Origin of the sequence: Blastococcus sp. HT6-30, assembly GCF_039729015.1 — a bacterium.
In the GTDB taxonomy this organism is placed as follows: domain Bacteria; phylum Actinomycetota; class Actinomycetes; order Mycobacteriales; family Geodermatophilaceae; genus Blastococcus.
The window spans coordinates 1,193,484-1,210,601 of record NZ_CP155792.1 but is presented as its reverse complement, the minus strand read 5'-3'; the positions used below and the strand labels follow the sequence as shown (position 1 = coordinate 1,210,601).

Here is a 17,118-nt window from a genome sequence, read left to right as displayed (position 1 = left end):
GGCGCCGGGTCGACCCCCGAGTCTAGAGACGTCGGAGGCACACGCGCGGTGGCGGGATGCGGGCATCGCGCTCGTCCGGTCGGGGTGACAGGATTTGAACCTGCGGCCCCCTGCTCCCAAAGCAGGTGCGCTACCAAGCTGCGCCACACCCCGTGGCCGCCCGAGTCTAGGCGGACGGGGTTCCCCGGACAGCGGGCCCCGGGCTCTCCCCCACTCCTGCGCCGCCCGGACGAGACCGGCCGTCAGGCGGAGACCGCGGGACGGCGGTCGGCCCACGGCGCGGCCTCCTCCAGGGCCGCGGCCACGCGCACCAGCACGTCCTCGCGGCCGAAGGCGGCGACGAGCTGGGCGCCGACCGGCAGCCCCTCGTCGGTCCAGTGCAGCGGCAGGCTGATCGCCGGCTGGCCGGTGACGTTGAACTGGGCCGTGTAGGGCATGAGGCTGTTGATCCGCCGGCCCTCCTCCCGGTGCCCGGCGGCGGTCATCCAGCCGAGCTCCGGCGGCGGGGCGGCGATCGTCGGCGTCACCAGCAGGTCGAAGCCCTGGCCGCCCAACTCCGCCGGGGCCCACCACTCCGACATCCGGCGGCTCCACGAACCGAGCCACTTGCGCGCAGCGAGGTAGTCCTCGGCAGAGAGCTTGCGGCCCACGGCGCGGTAGAAGACGTTGCGCGGCTCGAGCTCTCCGTCGTCCACCGGCCGGCCGAGGACAGAGCGCTCGAGCGCGGAGAGGGTGAGGGCGACGTCCGCCGCGATGGTGGTCGTGAAGAAGCGCGGGAACTGCGGGTCGAACATCGCGCCCGGCGTCCCCGGCTCCACGTCGCAGCCCAGCTCCGCCAGCAGCCGGCCGGCGCGCTCCACCGCCACCCGGCACGCCGGGTCGTCGAGGTACTGCTCTCCCGTCTGGGCGTCCAGCAGGCCGACGCGCAGCCGGCCCACCGGCGGGCCCACCTCCTGGGCGAGACGCCGCGGCAGCGGCGGAGCGACGTACGGATCGCCCGGCATGGGCCCGCTGAGAACGTCGAGGACGGCGGCGGTGTCGCGGACCGTGCGGGTGACGACGCCGTCGATGGTGGCGCCCGCCCAGCTCTCCCCCACCTCGGGGCCCTGGCTGACCCGCGCCCGCGTCGGCTTCAGCCCGACCAGGCCGCACTCGGCAGCGGGGATGCGGATCGAGCCGCCGCCGTCGTTGGCGTGGGCGAGCGGTACGAGGCCAGCGGCGACGGCGGCCGCCGACCCACCGCTGGAGCCCCCGGTCGACCGGCCGGTGTCGTACGGGTTCCGGGCCGGAGGGTGGGCGACCGGTTCCGTGGTGATCGTCGTGCCGAACTCGGGCACGTTGGTGCGGCCGAGGACGACGAAGCCCGCCGCCCGGAAGCGCGAGGCGAGGTGGCTGTCGACCGGCCAGCGATACCCGGCGTCGCGAAGGAAGGAGGTGCCGTAGTTGGTCTGCTCCCCCGCGACGTGGCAGCCGAGGTCCTTGAGCAGGATCGGAACACCGCGGAACGGGCCGTCGGGCAGGTCGCCGCGTGCCTCCGCGCGGGCGGCATCGAACCGGTCGCGGATGACGGCGTCCAGCTGCGGGTTCACCCGCTCGATCCGCTCGATCGCGGCGTCGACCAGCTCGGCGGGAGTGGCCTCCCCGCTGCGGACGAGGTCGGCCTGCGCGGTGGCGTCGAGCCACGTGGTCTCGGTCACGTCCGGCACCGTAGCGGCGATCACCGACAGGCGACCGATCCCAGGGCTGGCGACCCCGGGCGCCACAGCCCGCCGGATGTGCGGTCACCACCATCTGTAGTTGGATCATGGCCTGAGCAGCGGCGGAGTACGCCGGCAGCCTGCAGCGAGGTCGGGAAACCGTGGTACCCACGCGGCCCGGTTCTCCGACGGACACGGAGCGAGGCCATGAACGGTCGTCGAGCAGCGTTCTTCCTGGTGCCAATGCTTTTCGTGGGCGCGTGCACGAGCACCGGCGAGGACGACGCCACGGACGGCGACACCTCCCCCCCGGCCACTGCCGGCAGCGTGGACATGGGCGCCTGCGAGTTCGACGTACCGGCGGGCGTGGAGATCGAGTGCGGCACGCTGCCCGTCCCGGCCGACCGCGACGACCCGGACGCCGGCGAGATCCAACTAGCGTTCGCGATCGTCCGCAGCGCCGCCGACAGCTCGGCGGAGGACCCCGTCGTCTACCTGTCGGGAGGACCGGGCCAGAGCACGTTGGAACTCGTGCCGCAGGCGTTCGGCCTGCTCTACGAGCCGCTCACGGAGAACCGGGACCTGGTGCTCGTCGACCAGCGGGGCACCGGGCTGACCGAGCCGTCGCTGGCCTGCGACGAGTACAGCTCATGGGTCCGGGAGTCCCTGGGCTCGGACCTGCCTCCGGAGGAGCTGGAGGCGCAGGCGGTGCGGTCGCTGGATGAGTGCCGGCAGCGCCTGGTGGACGAGGGCATCGACTTCGCCGACTACAACAGCGCGGCATCGGCCGCCGACCTCGAAGACCTGCGCGTCGCATTCGGCTACGACGAGTGGAACCTCTACGGGATCTCCTACGGCACCCGGCTGGCGCAAGCCGCGATGCGCGACCACCCCGACGGCATCCGGTCGGTGGTGCTGGATGCCGCCTACCCCGTCGATGCCGATCTCTACGAGGAGACACCGGGCAACGCCGTCCGGGCCATGGAGGCCCTGTTCGCCGCCTGCGCCGACGACGCCGGGTGCGCCGCCGAGTACTCCGACCTCGAGCAGACGTTCACCAGCCTGGTCGAGGAGCTGAACGCCTCACCGGCGCCGGTCACCGTGATCGATCCGACGAACGGGCAGCGCATCGAGGACGAACTCGACGGGGACTCGCTCGTCGGCTTCCTGTTCCAGACCCTCTACTCGACCGAGCTGCTGGCGCACCTGCCGGAGATCATCACCGCCGCGGACGACGGCGAGTTCGGCACGATCGGTCTGCTGCTCGGGGCGCTCTCCCAGCAGCTGGAGCTGGTCAGCATCGGCCAGCAGCTGGCCGTGCAGTGCCAGGAGGAGGTCGCCTTCGGCACCAGGGAGGAGGTGGCCGCGGCCGCCGCCGAGCACCCGCTGGTCGAGGGCTTCTTCGAGGGCGCGCCGACCCTGGGACCCGGCGTCTTCGACGTCTGCGATTCCTGGGACGCCGGGGAGCCCGGCGACGGGGCGAACGACCCGGTGACCAGCGAGATCCCCGCGCTGATCCTGGCCGGCGGCCTGGACCCGATCACGCCGCCGCGCTGGGGCGAGGAGATCGCCGAGCAGCTGCCCAACAGCTACTTCGTCCGGTTCCCGTTCACCGGGCACGGAGCCCTGCCCAGTCACGATTGCGCGGTGCGGATCGCCGCGGACTTCCTGGACGATCCCGGCAGCCAGCCGGCGACCGACTGCGTCGACGACATCGACTCACCCGCCTTCACCGCGGACGACATCGAGGTGGAGATGACGTCGTTCGAGAGCGAGGAGCTCGGTCTCACCGGGCTGCGGCCGGAGGACTGGACGGAGGTGATCCCCGGCGTGTGGCAGGAGTCGGTCCTGGCGTCGCTGGTCCAGCGGGTCGTGCCCGGCGCCACCGCCGAGCAGCTGCTCCAGACGGTCGGCGTGCAGATGGGGCTCACGGAGCCACCCCAGCCGGTCGGCGAGCTGTCGGCCGAGTCGTTCACGTGGCGGCTCTACCGGCTGGACGACCTCGGGCAGAGCGTCGACCTGGCGCTCGCCGACGGCCCGGACGGCCTGCTGCTGGTTCAGTTGACGACCAGCCCGGCGCGGAACGACGTCCACCGCCAGGAGGTCTTCCTGCCAGCCGTCGAAGCGCTCGCCCCGCTGTCCTGAACCGGGTGCCCGGTCCCCGTCCGATCCGCGAAAGGCTTCGCCCGCCGTTAGCCTGCCGGAGAGGCGCGAGCCCAGCCCCCGGACGGTCGGAGCGCGCCCCACGGACGGAGGCCTCGCAGTGGAAATCGACGACGACGGCCTCGGCCCGGCCACTCCCCCACCGCCGCCGAGGTTCGGCGTGCTGCCGGCGGCCGCGGCGCTGGTGCGCCTGCCGTTCGACCTGGCCGTCCTGGTCGGCTACGCCGTGCGTGAGCTACCGCTGCTGGTGCAGGACGTGCGCAGCACGGTGAACGACGTCGCCCGGCTGGTGCACCACGGCGAGCGGGACGGCGCGCTGCAGGAACTGCTCGACAGCCTCGCGCGCGCGGCCCGGGCGGACAGCGCGGGGGCGCTGACGCATGCGCTGCGCTCGGCCGGCGACCTGGCCGCGGTGCGGGCGGAGGTCGCGCGGCAGCGCCTCCTGATCGGGGACGTCGATCCCGCTCAGGACCGTGGAGACGGCTGACGCCGCCGGTCACCCGAACTGCTCGACCGGCGCCGTCCGCAGGCCCGGTGGCGGGACGAGCCGGCCGGCCGGACGACGGCGGATCAGCCACTCGGGGCGGCCAGCAGCCAGTCCCGCCAGCCGCGGGCGGGGGCGTCCGGCGGCCTCGGCTCGCGCCAGAGCGAGCGCGGCAGCGCGTTCACCCGGTCACCGTACGAGCCGAGACGGCGGAGTCGATCAGCCGGAAGGAGGAGACCGGGGTGCCGCGGGCGACGCGGCGAGAGCGGCGTTCCTGGGAAGCGCTACCCTCGGTGCGGACTCCGGCCCACCGGTCACGATCGGCGGGCAGCTGTCTCGCGGGTGTAGCTCAATGGTAGAGCCCCAGCCTTCCAAGCTGGCCATGCCGGTTCGATCCCGGTCACCCGCTCCACATCCTGACGAGGGCGGATGCCCGTCTGCGCAGCTCAGCCGGGCAGCCCCGCTCCTTCCGTGCCTTAGCGGTGCGAACCCCTGTTGACCGCTGGCCACCGGGATTGGCCGGTGCTTAAGGCACGGGTAAGGCACGGATGGCGGTGCAGCGAGTCCGCAGTGCGGAATCGATGCACCGTTCGCTGAACCTGGCGGCCCGACTGACCGAAGGTGTTGCGACGGTGTCGCCTAGCCCGGAAGTTAGCGTTCCGGTGGTCCTGTCCGCGGTGAAGTTGGCGGCGGTGACCCCGCCCCGGATGGGGGTGGCGTAGTGCAAGCCAGCCAGCACTTGAACGTGCCTACCGATCGTGCTGTCCCCAGCGAACGTGCGGAGCGAGGGGCGCTGGCCCAACCTGGGGGACCACCAGGTTCCTCGGCGCAGCGATTCGCTGGAGCAGGTCAGAGCTGCAGCCGGCCCGGTAGCTCGGCCCCGGGGTGCGTAGCCTCGGGCGTACTCGCAGCCGTCGGCATCCGAGGTCCACGGGTCAGGCTCGCCGGCTCATACAGCAGCGACCCGACGAGCTGCCCTCAATCCCTCGAGGGTGCACAGCTCTGTCGTCGAGAAGCCTTTCGCCTTCGGCCCATCACTTTCGCCTTCGGCCCATCAGATGGGTCCGGCACCACATGACCACCACCGCCTTCTCCGCTGACCGACCGTCCCCGATCCGCGTGACGCGGTCGCCGAACTGGCTCGGCTCCTCTTCGACACCACGACGATGGACGCGACGCTGGGCTGGCACGTCGGTCCGGACGCGCGGCAGCGCGTTGCTGGCTGGGCGAAGGGAGGGCAGGGCGGGCACGGTGCCGCCGAGGTGGTGGGACGTCGCCGTGGGGTCAAAGTCCTGAATTCCTGCCCACCGGCCGAGGGATGGACCACACCTGCGACGCTCCTGGGTTGGGACGGCAACCGCTGGGCATGACCACAGCGCGGCGATGGGTGAACAGCCACCCCGTCCCGCCCCTCTGTCGAGAGCTCCTCATGATGTCTGCTCTGCCCCGGGTGGCGGCTCCCACCGTCCCCCTCTCCCATCGCACCCTCCGCGACCTCCCGCCGGAGGTCTCCGTCCCGACCTACGACCGCGCCGCGCTGCGGGCCGGCATCGTGCACATCGGCGTCGGCAGCTTCCACCGCGCCCACCAGGCGGTCTACCTTGACGAGCTGGCCCGTCGAGGATCGACCGAATGGGGCGTGCTCGGCGTCGGCCTGCACAGCCGTGCCATCGGCGAGGTCCTCGAAGGCCAGGACCGGCTCTACACGGTGATCGAGCGGGCGGCCGACGGCGACTGCGCCACCGTTGTCGGTGTGCTGACCGCCTACCTCTACGCCCCCGACGACCCCGAGGCGGTGCTGGCGGCGCTGACCGACGAGCGCACCCGCGTGGTCACGCTCACCATCACCAGCACCGGGTACCGCATCGATGCGCACACCGGTGAGTTCGACGCCGAGGACCCGCACGTCGTCCGGGATCTCGAGGACCCTGGCTCCCCGGAGACGGTGTTCGGCTACCTGGTCGAGGCGCTGGACCGTCGGCGGAAGGCCGGCCTGCCGCCCTTCACCGTCCTCTCCTGCGACAACATGCCGTCCAACGGGACGGCGGCCCGCACCGCGGTGGTGACGTTCGCGAGGTTGCGGGACGACGACCTGGCCGCGTGGATCGAGCAGCACGTCGCCTTCCCCAGCAGCATGGTCGATCGGATCACGCCCAGCACCTCGCCCGAGGACCGGGACGTGATCGTCGCCGCGACCGGTGTCGACGACCGGTGGCCCGTGGTCGCCGAGCCGTTCCGGCAGTGGGTGGTGGAGGACTTCTTCTGCAACGGGCGCCCACCGCTGGAGGAGGTCGGTGTCCAGTTCGTCGACGATGTGTCTCCCTACGAGACGGTGAAGACCCGTCTGCTCAACGCCGGCCACTGCGCGATCGCCTACCTGGGCTACCTCGCCGGGCACCGCACGACGGCCGACGTCATGGCGGATCCGGTCTTCCGCAGCTACCTCACCCGGCTGATGGCCGACGAGATCGCGCCGTCCCTTCCGGAGCCGCCGGGCGTCGACCTCGCCGAGTACCAGGCCGCACTGCTCGACCGGCTGTCCAACCCCCGCATGGCCGATCAGCTCGCGCGCCTCGGTCGGCGTGGCTCGAGCAAGATCCCCAACTACATCCTGCCCTCGGTGCGTGCGGCGATCGACGACGGCCGCCCGCACCACCTGCTGTGCCTTGCGGTGGCCGGCTGGCTCAGGTTTCTGCGCGGTGCCGACTACGCCGGGGAGGAAGTGCCGGTCCAGGGTCCCCGCCCCGACCTGGTACCCATCGCGCAGGAGGCGGGCGGGGACGCAGCGCCGCTGCTCTCGGAGCAGTCGATCTTCGACTCCATCGGCCAGAATCCCCAGTTCGCCGGCTGCGTCCAGCGGGCGCTGTCCGCGCTCGACCGGCACGGTCCGCGCGAGGTCATCGAGGAGTTCCTCGCCTCTGGTGCGGACGCATGACCGTCCAGCGATTCCTCCCTCTGGATCTGACCGCGGCGACCACTCTGCTCTGCGACGCCGACGGCACGCTGTTCCCCTCCGAGGAGCCGGCGTACGCGGCGTCCGCCGACGTCACCAACCGGTTCCTCGCTGGCCTGGGGGCGGAGCGGGCCTTCGCCCCGGAGGAGCTGCAGCGGATGACCAACGGCAAGAACTTCCGGGCCGCCGCCGCACAGCTCGCCACCGGCTACGGCCGGCAGCTCACCCGCGCCGATCTGGACGGCTGGGTGACCGAGGAGAAGGACGTCGTCACCGCCCACCTCCGCACAGTCCTGCGCCCCGACCCCGCGGTGCAGGGGCCGCTGGAGCGCCTGTCCGATCGGTTCGCCCTCGCGGCGGTCACCTCGAGCGCCTCGTCCCGCCTGGCCGCCTGTCTCGAGGTGACCGGCCTCGCCGCGCTCTTCGACGCCGATCGCAGGTTCAGCGCCGAGGACTCGCTGGCCAAACCGACCAGCAAGCCCGACCCGGCGGTCTACCTGCACGCCGGGGCCACGCTCGGGGTGAGCCCGGCCGAGGCGGTCGCCGTCGAGGACTCGGTGAACGGCGCCCTCTCGGCGGTGGCCGCCGGCTACCCGACAATCGGCATCCTGCAGTTCGTGCCGGGTGCCGACCGGCGGGAACGCACCGAGGCCCTGCGCGAGGCCGGGGTGGCCGCGGTCGTCGAGTCGTGGGCCGACGCGGAGCGACTGCTGTGCTGACCCAGGGAGGTGCCAGACGGAACGCACCGCCGCGGTCGACTGACACCGCTGCCGTCCCGGGCATGTCGCTGGCCTTCCACTGGGGCGGTCCACGGCACGGCGAAGTCGACGACGTGCCGGCGGAGTTGCTGGAGTCGGCGGTACTCGTCTACGACGGCCCCCGCTGGTTCGGCGTCTACGAACGGTTCGAGCCCATACAGATTCAGGACACCACTCAGGGACCGACCGAGCTGTGGGTCGTGCGGGAGTAGCCGCTCCCCGGACGGACGTCAGGGGCCGCAGTGACTGTCTGGCGATGCCACGCCCTTGAGCGCGGCTCAGTCACGGCGCGCTTTACGGCGAGGGTTGGGCCGGTGCGCGCTCATCTGCACCTGGCCCGCGACCGACCGTCTCCGTTGTCGGCTCGCGACGGGCCGGGCGGTGGCGGTCTGCTGTTCGCCGGCGAAGCCCCCATCCGTACAAAATCGAGGAGGCGTCAGAAGTATCCGCGGCCAGTGCGAAGCCCGTAGGTCATGGCTTCAAGGGCCGCTCCCCCTCGGCCGCGTGGTCGGAGCGGGGCGCCGTGGGGCCGGCGACGATGTGGAGCAGTTCGGTCATCGGATCGGCTTAAGGCACGCGGAAGGCACGGCCGTCCACCTGAAGCGGCTCTCACCAGGGGGTTTACCGCTGGAGTCATCCAGCCTTCCAAGCTGGCCGTGCCGGTTCGATCCCGGTCACCCGCTCCACGCTGTGGCCAGCTCTCGTGCCGCCCACCTGTCCGGCTCAGGAGGACGTCGGCGCCGCTTCCGCGCGTCAGGAATGCCGACCTCTGTTCGTCGCCAGCCACTGGCATTGACTGCTCTTCCTGGCATGGCCGAGGGACGAGCTCCAGGGCCGCAGTCCGCCGATACAGCCGGCGCCCACCCGAGCGACCTCGGCCGACCTGTCGTACCCGTTCGCCGGAACTGCACATCAGGGGCCCAACCGCTCGCATCCCGAGGGGCACCGGCGGCAAAGACTTGAAGAGCCGGGCTAACGCGCAGTCGGACGGGTAAAGGGTCGGGCATGTCCGACTTCGAAATCACCGCCCTGGTCCTGGCCGAGCACGAGGTCTTCCGGCGGGATTTCACCGCGCTCGATGACCTGCCCGCCGAGGAGCTCGCCGCCGCCTGGGAGGCGCTGCACGCCAAGCTCGAGGTGCACGCCGTGGCCGAGGAGCAGCTGTTCTACCCGCTGCTCGCCCAGGAGGCGGACGGCGAGCAGGAGACCGCGGAGGGCGTCCACGACCACAACGAGATCCGGCACGCCGCGGCCGCCGTCGGGGAGCACGAGGTCGGCAGCGATGGTTGGTGGGAGGCGGTGCGAAACGCGCGGCAGGTCAACGCCGACCACATGGCCGAGGAGGAGACGGACTTCTTTCCGCCCTTCAAGGAGGCTGTCGACGAGGGGCAGCGCGAGGCTCTCGGGATGCAGTGGCTGGCGTTCCATGACAAGCACGAGGAGGCCGAGGGGCTGTCCGGCGAAGACGCGGAGGTGGAAGAGGTGATCGCGACCGAGGTGCCGGAGGGTGACCCGTCCCTCTAGCGACGAGCGGGCTCCGATGTCAGCGCTCCGTCTGATCCGCCGCGGTCACAGTCGTTCCACCGCGACATCCTCGAGCCGGTGGTGATCGCGCATTCGGGCCGGCGGAGCAATCAAGAATCCCGCAGCCTGGGTGTCCTCTCATCCGCAGTGGTCCAGCGCGCCGAGCTCCCACTGCGCCGGCGTCCGGATGTCGGGGTAGTTGCGCGGAACGTTCTCGTCCGGCAACTGCTCGGTAGGTGGCTCAGCCGGACCGCGGCTCCAGCGCACGCCTTCCACGTCGGTGAACAGGACCCGGCGGTACTCCCGGCCCGAGATGCTCGCCGACTGGCAGGGGCCGAGCGTTCCGATGCGGACGGCTTCGACGACGGGGTCGAGCGTTTCCGTGAGCCCGGGAACCGGCGCCAGCACCGATTCGGGCCCGGTCTCGATCACCACCTCCTCGACGGGGAAGGGGCCGAAGTTGGCGACGACGTAGCCGGCCTCGCCGACCGGCGGTTTGCTGCCGGGCGCGCCGATCTGCGGCTCGCCCTCCACCACGACGAAGACGACCTGCCGGGCGAGTTCCATCCGCAGTCGCTCGTCCTCCGCCGTCTTCACGCTCAGCGCCACGGCGACGCCGCCGAGCGAGACGAGCAGCGCCGCCAGAGCGATGGCCAGGGTCCACCGGTCGAAGTGGTCGCGTGCCGGCTTGGCCTCGCTCCGCCCCGCAGCACCCCTCACCGCGTCGACCGCCACTGCTGCCGGTCCTCGGCGCGGTCCCCCGTGCGATCGACGTACATCGCATCTTGACGAGGGGCCTGGCTGATCCTCGACGCACTCGGCCGTGTCGGGCTCATCTCGGGACGCTATCGCCCCACCGCGGTCGGCCGTGTGCTTTCTCGCGCCGGCCCGCGTCTCGGACGACCAGCACGCCGAGGTACGGCCCCGCGCCTCGGCGGCCGGTCACTGCGACGCGGGCGAGGACTCCGCCTCCGGCGCCGCGCCGGCCGGCGCGGGCACGGTCACCTCGTCGACGAAGCAGTAGCCCCAGCTCTCCCCCGGCTCGGCCGAGGCGATCAGCGGGTGGTCGCCGGCGGCGGCGTGCGCGCGGGCGTGCCGGCGCGGCGAGGAGTCGCAGCAGCCGACGTAGCCGCAGCTCAGGCAGGTGCGCAGGTGCACCCACTCGGTGCCCTCATGCAGGCAGCCGACGCAGCCGGACGCCCGGGGCAGCACCGGCCGGGACGCCGCGCCGTGCCCGCAGCCGCTCACCTGGGGCCACGCGTACCGGACCACCCGGCCGGTGTCGACGACGGTCCGGCCCCGGCTCGGGGGCACGACCGGGTGCCCCAGCTCGGTGAGGACCGAGCGCAGCAGCGCCTGGCCGGAGAGGCGGTCCCGGTCGAGGATGTGGTCGGCGCCGGCGTCGGCCAGCTCGGCGACGTCGACCGCACCCAGCGGCCGCGCGAGGATCGGGGCCTGCGTGACCGCGCGGGCGGCCGCGACGACCCGTACCGCCTGCTCGGGGTCGTCCTCGGCGACCACGGCGAGCCGGGCCTCGGGCACCCCCGCCGTCCGCAGGATCTCCCCCTTCGTGGGATCGCCGCGCACGACCGAGTGCCCGGCAGCCTCTGCCTGCATCGCCCCGTCGGGGTTGAGCGTGGTCATCACGACGTCCACTCCCCGGCTGCGCAGGGTCGCCGCGAGGTCGAGGGCGGTGGGGCCCCAGCCGATGATCGCGACGTGGTCGCGGGCCCGACCACCGTCCTGCGCGGCGTTGTCAGCCTGGGAGGCCCGCCGGGACCGGTCGATCCGGGCGCCGGCCGCGGCCAGCTGCGGGGTGAGCAGCATGAGCAGCACCGTCGTCGCCACGACCACCTGCGAGCCCTCGTCCCCGAGCCCCAGCGGCGCCAGCCCCGCCGCAGTGCCCACGGTCAGCAGCACGAACGAGAACTCGCCGACCTGGGCCAGCAGCAGCCCCGTGGCCACCGCGGTGCGGACCGGTATCCCGGCGACGGTCGCGGCCAGCGCTGTCGTCAGCGTCTTCACGACCAGCACCACGGCCGCGGCACCGAGCACCAGCGGCAGGTTGGCGAGCATGAACCGTACGTCCAGGAGCATGCCGACCGAGACGAAGAAGACCGCGCTGAACACGATCTGCAGCGGCAGGACTTCGGCGAACGCCTGGCTGCTGGCCCGGCTCTCGCTCACCACCAGGCCGGCCAGGAAGGCGCCGAGGGAGACGCTGACGCCGGCGAGCGCGGTCAGGTAGGCGGTGCCGAAGCAGATCGCCACGATCGCCAGGAGGAAGACCTCCGGGGAGCAGGCCCGCGCCACGACGTCGAGCAGCGCGGGCATCACCCGGCGGGCGACCACCAGGACGACGACGATGACCGCGACCGCGGTGAGCAGCGCCCACAGCAGCGAGCCGCCACCGGAGCCCTCGCCGTCCGCGGTGGGTCCGAGCAGGGGGACGACGAGCACCATGGCCACCACGGCCAGGTCCTGGGCGATGAGCACGGCCAGCGCCAGCCGGCCCCGGACCGCGGAGGTCTCCCGCCGCTCCCCGAGCAGCTTCAGCACGATGGCCGTGGAGGAGAGGGCCAGCAGGAACCCGGTGAACAGCCCGTCGCGCCAGCTCCCACCGGCGGCCAGGGTCAGCCCGAGACCGGCACCGGTCGCCAGCAGCAGCTGCAGGCCACCGGCGACGGCGATCCAGGTCCAGACCCGGGCCAGCCGCTCCAGGGAGAACTCGATCCCGATGGTGAACAGCAGCAGGATGACGCCGATGTCGGCGGCGGCCTCCACCGCCTCGCCGTTCTCGACGATGCCGAGCTGCGCCGGGCCGATCAGGACGCCGGCCACCAGGAACCCCACGATCGGCACCACCCGGGCGCGGGCCGACAGGTAGCCGATCACCGCAGCCGCGACGACGAGGGCCGCGGTCGGCCCCAGGTACCCCGGTACCTCGCCGGCCGCGATGACGAGCTCTGCCTCGGGCGCCATGCCCGCCATTCTGCGCGTCCCTGCAACGCCGCCCGGGACCGCCGGCCGGGGAATCCCTGTTCACACCGGGCGTTGGAGTGCGGCAGGCAACCCGCGCTGCTGCCGGCAGCCGGTGGAGGAGGTGCGCTCGTGGCCGACCCCTCCGTGACCGGCCCGGGGCTGCGCATGGGCACGGCCCACGGGCGCTGGGTGCTGCTCGCCACCGTCCTCGGCTCGGGCGTGGCCATGCTGGACGCGACGGTCGTCAACGTGGCCCTGGAGCGGATCGGTACCGACCTCGGCGCCGACTTCGCCGGTCTGCAGTGGACGGTGAACGCCTACACCCTGACGCTCGCCGCGCTGATCCTGCTCGGCGGTTCGCTCAGCGACCGGTTCGGACGCCGCCGGGTCTTCATCGTGGGGGTGTGCTGGTTCGCCGCCGCCTCGGCACTGTGCGGCCTGGCGCCGGACATCGGCACCCTCGTGGCCGCCCGCGCCCTCCAGGGCGTCGGCGGGGCCCTGCTCACCCCGGGGAGCCTGGCCATCATCTCCGCGTCGTTCTCCGGACCGGACCGGGCCGCCGCGGTCGGGGCGTGGTCCGGGCTCTCCGGCGTCGCCGCCGCGATCGGGCCGTTCGTCGGTGGCTGGCTGGTGGAGTGGAGCTGGCGGGCAGTCTTCCTGATCAACTTGCCGCTGGCCGCGCTGGTGGTCGCCGTCGCGGCCCGGCACGTACCCGAGTCCCGCGACCCGGCGGCCGCTCCCCGGCTGGACTGGGCCGGAACGGCGCTGGTCGCCGCCGGTCTCGGCGCCCTGACCTACGCCCTGACCGCAGCGGGGGACGGTGGTGCGGGCACGGGCACCTGGCTCCTCGGCGCGGTCGGGGCCCTCGCCCTCGCTGCCTTCGTCGGGGTGGAGCGCCGGTCGGAGCACCCGCTGGTCCCCCCGGCGCTCTTCGCCGACCGGCAGTTCGCCGCTGCCAACGCCGTGACCCTGTTCGTCTACGCGGCCCTCGGTGGGCTGTTCGTGCTGCTCGTCCTGCAGCTGCAGGTGGTGTCCGGGTACAGCCCGCTGCTGGCCGGCACCGCGCTGCTCCCGGTCACCGGGCTGATGCTCGTCTTCTCCGCCCGCGTCGGGGCGCTGGCCCAGCGGATCGGGCCGCGGGCGCTGCTCACCGCCGGGCCGCTGGTCGCCGCGGGCGGCGTCCTGCTGATGCTCCGGATCGGGCCGGACGCCTCCTACCTGGGCGACGTGCTCCCCTCCGTCGCGCTGTTCGGCGTCGGCCTCACGCTGCTGGTCGCCCCGCTGACGGCGACCGTGCTCGACTCCGCCGAGGACCGCTACGCCGGCGTGGCGTCAGGGGTCAACAACGCCGTGGCGAGGGCGGCCGGGCTGCTGGCGGTGGCGGTCGTCCCCGTCGCGGCCGGACTCGGCGGGGACGACTACACCGAGCCCGCGACCTTCGCCGAGGGGTTCCGCGCCGCGCTGCTCATCCTGGCCGCGCTGCTGGTGGCCGGCTCGGCGCTCGCCGTCGGGTACGTCCGGCGACCGCTGGGCGCTCCCCAGGCGGACGGTGCACAGGCGCAGTTCCGGCCACCGGCACCGAGCGGAGACGCCGCCCCGTCCTGATTGCCTCGCCCCCCGGTCATCCGCCGGCTCCAGGCACCTGACCGCGCGCCACGCGGTGAACCCTGTCCGGACCACCGGCCGAGGTGTAGCCAGGAACCATGCAGCACGCAGCCGACCGCGGCGACGTGCTGCCCGCTGCTCGGTGCGCCTTCTGGCTCGGCCTGGTGCTGCTGCTCGCCCGCGCGCACCGGGTCCTGGAGGAGGGCGCGCCGCAGGACTGCGCCGAACGTGGGTACCTGCTGCTCCCGGCCGGGCTGCAGGAGCTGGACGGCGGGAATCCGGCCACAGCTCTCCGTGCGTTCGCCGCGGCCACCTCGATCGGCCGGCGCTTCGGCGACGCCGACCTGGCGGCGCTCGGCTGCCTCGGGCAGGGCCAGGCGCTGATCCGGAACGGCCAGACGGCCCGCGGCCTGGCCGAGCTCGACGACGCGATGGTGGCGGTCCGGGCCGGGCGCGTCTCGCCGATCGCCGCCGGCATCGTGTACTGCGCCGTGCTCCTCGCCTGCCAGCAGGTCCTCGACCTGCGGCGAGCCCAGCAGTGGACGGCCGCGCTGAGCGGCTGGTGCGAGGCGCAGGGCGGTCTCGTCCCCTTCCGGGGGCCGCCGGGATGGCCTACTACCAGCGAGCCGAGCTGCACCGCATGCGCGGTGAGCACGCCGCCGCCGAGGCCACCTTCCAGCAGGCGGTCGCCCTGGGCCACGACCCGCACCCGGGACTGGCGCTGCTGCGGCTGGCCCAGGGACGCACGTAGACGGCGGTGGCCGCGATCCGCTGCGCCGTCGGCCGGTCCGCCCCCGGCGGGCCGGTCCGCCCCCGGCGATCACGGCGTCGTGGACGAGGTCGCGCGCCCCGGCCGCGGGCGGAGCTGCTGGCCGCCGCCGTCCAGATCATGCTGGCCGCGGGTGACGTCGAGGCGGCGCGGACCGCGAGCGTCGAGCTGGACGGCATCGCCGACGACGTCGGCACGGGCGTCCTCCGGGCCACCGCCGCGCGCGCCCGGGGAACGGTGTCGCTCGCCCAGGGCAGGTGCGGGCCGGCGCTCGAGGAGCTGTCGGACGCCCTGAGGAGCTGGGCGGCGCTGCCCGCTCCCTATGAGGCGGCCCGGACCCGAGTCCTGATCGGCCGGGCCCTGCGGGCGCTCGGTGACGACGACACGGCCGCCATGGAGGTGGCCGCGGCGGTGCGCGTCTTCACGGCCGTCGGGGCCGCGCCGGACCTCGCGCGTCCGGGGTCCGCTGGGCCGGACGCTGCGGCCGGGCTGACACCGCGCGAGCTGGACGTGACCCGCCTGGTCGCTGCGGGCCGCACCAACCGCGAGATCGCCGAGCAGCCGGTCATCAGCGACAAGACCGTGGCGCGGCACCTGCACAACGTCTTCACGAAGCTGGCGCTGCCCAACCGGTCCGCAGCGACCGCGTACGCCTACGAGCACGACCTGGTGTAGCCGGCGTGGACAGGATGGTGCAGTCGCGCTCCTCGCCGAGTTGCACCATCTGCCCGATGCCGACCGGACGCCGCCGTTCGTAGCGTGGGCTGACGCCACCGTCGCTGCCGCCAGGAGGAAGCCGTGACCCACCTCGGAGAACACGCCGTCGTGCTCGGTGCCGGCATGGCCGGGCTCGTGCACGCCGTACCGCTGGCCCGCCGCTTCGACCGCGCCACGCTGGTCGACCGCGACGTCCTGCCCGACGGCCGGGTGGACCGTCGGGGAGTGCCGCAGGGTCAGCACATCCACCTGCTGGTGCCCGGCGGGCTGACCCGGCTGGAACAGCTGCTGCCCGGCATCGTCGAGGACCTCGCCGCGGGCAGCGCCCACGTCATCCCGGCGCCGGAGTGGCGCTTCCACATGGGCGGCGGCCGCCTGGACCTGACCGGCTCGGACCTCCGCATCGCGGGAGCGACCCGGCCGCTCATTGAGGGCGTCGTCCGCGACCGGGTCCGGGCGCTGGACCGGGTGGAGGTGCTCGACGGCTGGGCCGCCCGGGACCTGCGGACGACCGGCGACCGGAGCCGTGTGACGGGGGTGCGGCTGCGGTCGAGGCCGACCCCACCGAGGAGCGGACGCTGGACGCCGACCTGGTGGTCGACACCACGGGCCGCAGCTCCCGGTCGCCGCGCTGGCTGGCCGACCTCGGCTTCGCACCGCCCGCCGAGGAGCGGCTGAAGGTCGACATCCACTACACCACGCGGCTGTTCCGCCGCGACCCCGCCGACCTGGGCGGGAGCCGGAACGTGCTGGTGGACGTCCCCCCGGGCGGCCGCAGAGGCGGGGTCGCGCTCGCCGTCGAGGACGGGCGGTGGCTGGTCACCCTGATCGGGATGCTGGGGAACGCCCCCGGCGGACCTGGACGGCTTCACCGACTACGCGGCCGACCTCTGGAGCCGCGACCTGCACGACGTCGTCGCCGGCGCCGAGCCGATCGGGGACGCCGCGCGAGCCGCCTTCCCCTCGTTCTCCCGGCACCGGTACGACCGGCTGCGCCGCCTGCCCGAGGGCTACCTCCTCGCCGGCGACGCGGTGTGCTCCTTCGATCCCCGCTTGGGCAGGGCATGACCGTGGCGATCATCGAGGCCCTGGAACTCGGCCGCGTCCTGGACGCGCACGGCCTCGACCGCGTCGGCCTGCGGACGCTGTCGGCGGCGCGGTGGGCCGTGCAGGACGCGTGGGACCTCGCCACGGGATGCGACCTCGCGCACCCGGAGGTCGAGGGCCCTCGACCGGTGCCCTGGCGCCTCACCACCGCCTACCTGGAGCGCCTGCTCCCGGTCGCCCACCGCGACCCCGAGGTGGCTGCGGCGTTCGTCCGGGTCATCGGGATACTCACCCGGCCGCCGTCGCAGATGCGCCCGCGCGTGCTGGGGCGGGTGCTGCTCGGACCCCGCCGTGCTGCCGGCGGGAGCGTGACCGGCGGCGTTCCCGCGGGGAGCCGGTCCGGGTCGACGGCGTGAGAC

Annotated in this window: 14 protein-coding genes and 2 tRNA genes; 12 read left to right on the top strand and 4 right to left on the bottom strand. The window is 73.5% G+C overall.

What is annotated here, in order from left to right:
- Positions 1-79: 79 nt before the first annotated feature.
- Positions 80-153: transfer RNA gene (locus ABC795_RS05805), tRNA-Pro, on the bottom strand.
- A gap of 89 nt (positions 154-242) precedes the next feature.
- Positions 243-1,697, bottom strand: coding sequence for an amidase (locus ABC795_RS05800; RefSeq protein WP_347059977.1), 1,455 nt, complete (start codon positions 1,695-1,697; stop codon positions 243-245).
- 207 nt (positions 1,698-1,904) lie between these two features.
- On the opposite strand from ABC795_RS05800, the gene ABC795_RS05795 reads away from it, so the two are divergent.
- From ABC795_RS05795 to ABC795_RS05765, 7 genes are all read left to right on the top strand, one after another.
- On the top strand, positions 1,905-3,842 hold the full coding sequence (locus tag ABC795_RS05795; RefSeq protein WP_347059976.1) for an alpha/beta fold hydrolase: 1,938 nt from the start codon (positions 1,905-1,907) through the stop codon (positions 3,840-3,842).
- A 118-nt stretch (positions 3,843-3,960) separates the two neighbouring features.
- Positions 3,961-4,347, top strand: a complete 387-nt coding sequence (locus ABC795_RS05790) for a hypothetical protein (RefSeq protein WP_347059975.1) — start codon at positions 3,961-3,963, stop codon at positions 4,345-4,347.
- A 335-nt stretch (positions 4,348-4,682) separates the two neighbouring features.
- Positions 4,683-4,756 (top strand) — tRNA-Gly (locus ABC795_RS05785).
- Between the two features lie 1,038 nt (positions 4,757-5,794).
- Positions 5,795-7,279, top strand: a complete 1,485-nt coding sequence (locus tag ABC795_RS05780) for a mannitol dehydrogenase family protein (protein WP_347059974.1) — start codon at positions 5,795-5,797, stop codon at positions 7,277-7,279.
- The gene (locus ABC795_RS05775) at positions 7,276-8,016 is read left to right on the top strand and encodes an HAD family phosphatase (protein WP_347059973.1); all 741 of its coding nucleotides are present in this window, start codon (positions 7,276-7,278) and stop codon (positions 8,014-8,016) included. Before ABC795_RS05780 ends, ABC795_RS05775 begins: the two co-directional genes overlap by 4 nt.
- Before the next feature lie 62 nt (positions 8,017-8,078).
- Positions 8,079-8,267 carry a hypothetical protein gene (locus ABC795_RS05770; RefSeq protein ID WP_347059972.1) on the top strand — a complete coding sequence of 63 codons (189 nt, stop codon included), beginning with the start codon at positions 8,079-8,081 and terminating at the stop codon, positions 8,265-8,267.
- A gap of 793 nt (positions 8,268-9,060) precedes the next feature.
- Entirely contained in the window at positions 9,061-9,579 is a 519-nt protein-coding gene (locus ABC795_RS05765; protein WP_347059971.1) for a hemerythrin domain-containing protein, read from the top strand.
- Positions 9,580-9,717: 138 nt separating this feature from the next.
- Here the strand turns inward: ABC795_RS05765 and ABC795_RS05760 are convergent, their stop codons facing one another.
- Positions 9,718-10,314 (bottom strand): hypothetical protein, encoded by a 597-nt coding sequence (locus ABC795_RS05760; RefSeq protein WP_347059970.1) that lies wholly within the window; start codon positions 10,312-10,314, stop codon positions 9,718-9,720.
- Between the two features lie 207 nt (positions 10,315-10,521).
- On the bottom strand, positions 10,522-12,561 hold the full coding sequence (locus ABC795_RS05755; protein WP_347059969.1) for a cation:proton antiporter: 2,040 nt from the start codon (positions 12,559-12,561) through the stop codon (positions 10,522-10,524).
- 129 nt (positions 12,562-12,690) lie between these two features.
- Between ABC795_RS05755 and ABC795_RS05750 the strand changes: the two genes are divergently transcribed.
- The 5 genes from ABC795_RS05750 to ABC795_RS05730 all read left to right on the top strand — a co-directional run bounded on the left by ABC795_RS05750 (position 12,691) and on the right by ABC795_RS05730 (position 17,115).
- Positions 12,691-14,166, top strand: a complete 1,476-nt coding sequence (locus ABC795_RS05750) for an MFS transporter (RefSeq protein WP_347059968.1) — start codon at positions 12,691-12,693, stop codon at positions 14,164-14,166.
- Positions 14,167-14,773: 607 nt separating this feature from the next.
- A complete protein-coding gene (locus ABC795_RS05745) occupies positions 14,774-14,917 on the top strand; it encodes a tetratricopeptide repeat protein (protein ID WP_347059967.1) in 144 nt (47 codons plus the stop codon).
- A gap of 6 nt (positions 14,918-14,923) precedes the next feature.
- Positions 14,924-15,610, top strand: coding sequence for a helix-turn-helix transcriptional regulator (locus ABC795_RS05740; protein ID WP_347059966.1), 687 nt, complete (start codon positions 14,924-14,926; stop codon positions 15,608-15,610).
- Between the two features lie 123 nt (positions 15,611-15,733).
- Positions 15,734-16,330, top strand: a complete 597-nt coding sequence (locus ABC795_RS05735; RefSeq protein WP_347059965.1) for a hypothetical protein — start codon at positions 15,734-15,736, stop codon at positions 16,328-16,330.
- Between the two features lie 386 nt (positions 16,331-16,716).
- Positions 16,717-17,115 carry a hypothetical protein gene (locus tag ABC795_RS05730; RefSeq protein ID WP_347059964.1) on the top strand — a complete coding sequence of 133 codons (399 nt, stop codon included), beginning with the start codon at positions 16,717-16,719 and terminating at the stop codon, positions 17,113-17,115.
- Positions 17,116-17,118: the final 3 nt, after the last annotated feature.

What these genes read in the sequence shown, in the direction of transcription:
- ABC795_RS05795 (WP_347059976.1), top strand. Translation starts at nt 1,905, where the DNA reads ATGAACGGTCGTCGAGCAGCGTTCTTCCTGGTGCCAATGCTTTTCGTG.
- ABC795_RS05775 (WP_347059973.1), top strand. Translation starts at nt 7,276, where the DNA reads ATGACCGTCCAGCGATTCCTCCCTCTGGATCTGACCGCGGCGACCACT.
- ABC795_RS05770 (WP_347059972.1), top strand. Translation starts at nt 8,079, where the DNA reads ATGTCGCTGGCCTTCCACTGGGGCGGTCCACGGCACGGCGAAGTCGAC.
- ABC795_RS05765 (WP_347059971.1), top strand. Translation starts at nt 9,061, where the DNA reads ATGTCCGACTTCGAAATCACCGCCCTGGTCCTGGCCGAGCACGAGGTC.
- ABC795_RS05755 (WP_347059969.1), bottom strand. Translation starts at nt 12,561, where the DNA reads ATGGCGCCCGAGGCAGAGCTCGTCATCGCGGCCGGCGAGGTACCGGGG.
- ABC795_RS05745 (WP_347059967.1), top strand. Translation starts at nt 14,774, where the DNA reads ATGGCCTACTACCAGCGAGCCGAGCTGCACCGCATGCGCGGTGAGCAC.
- ABC795_RS05730 (WP_347059964.1), top strand. Translation starts at nt 16,717, where the DNA reads ATGACCGTGGCGATCATCGAGGCCCTGGAACTCGGCCGCGTCCTGGAC.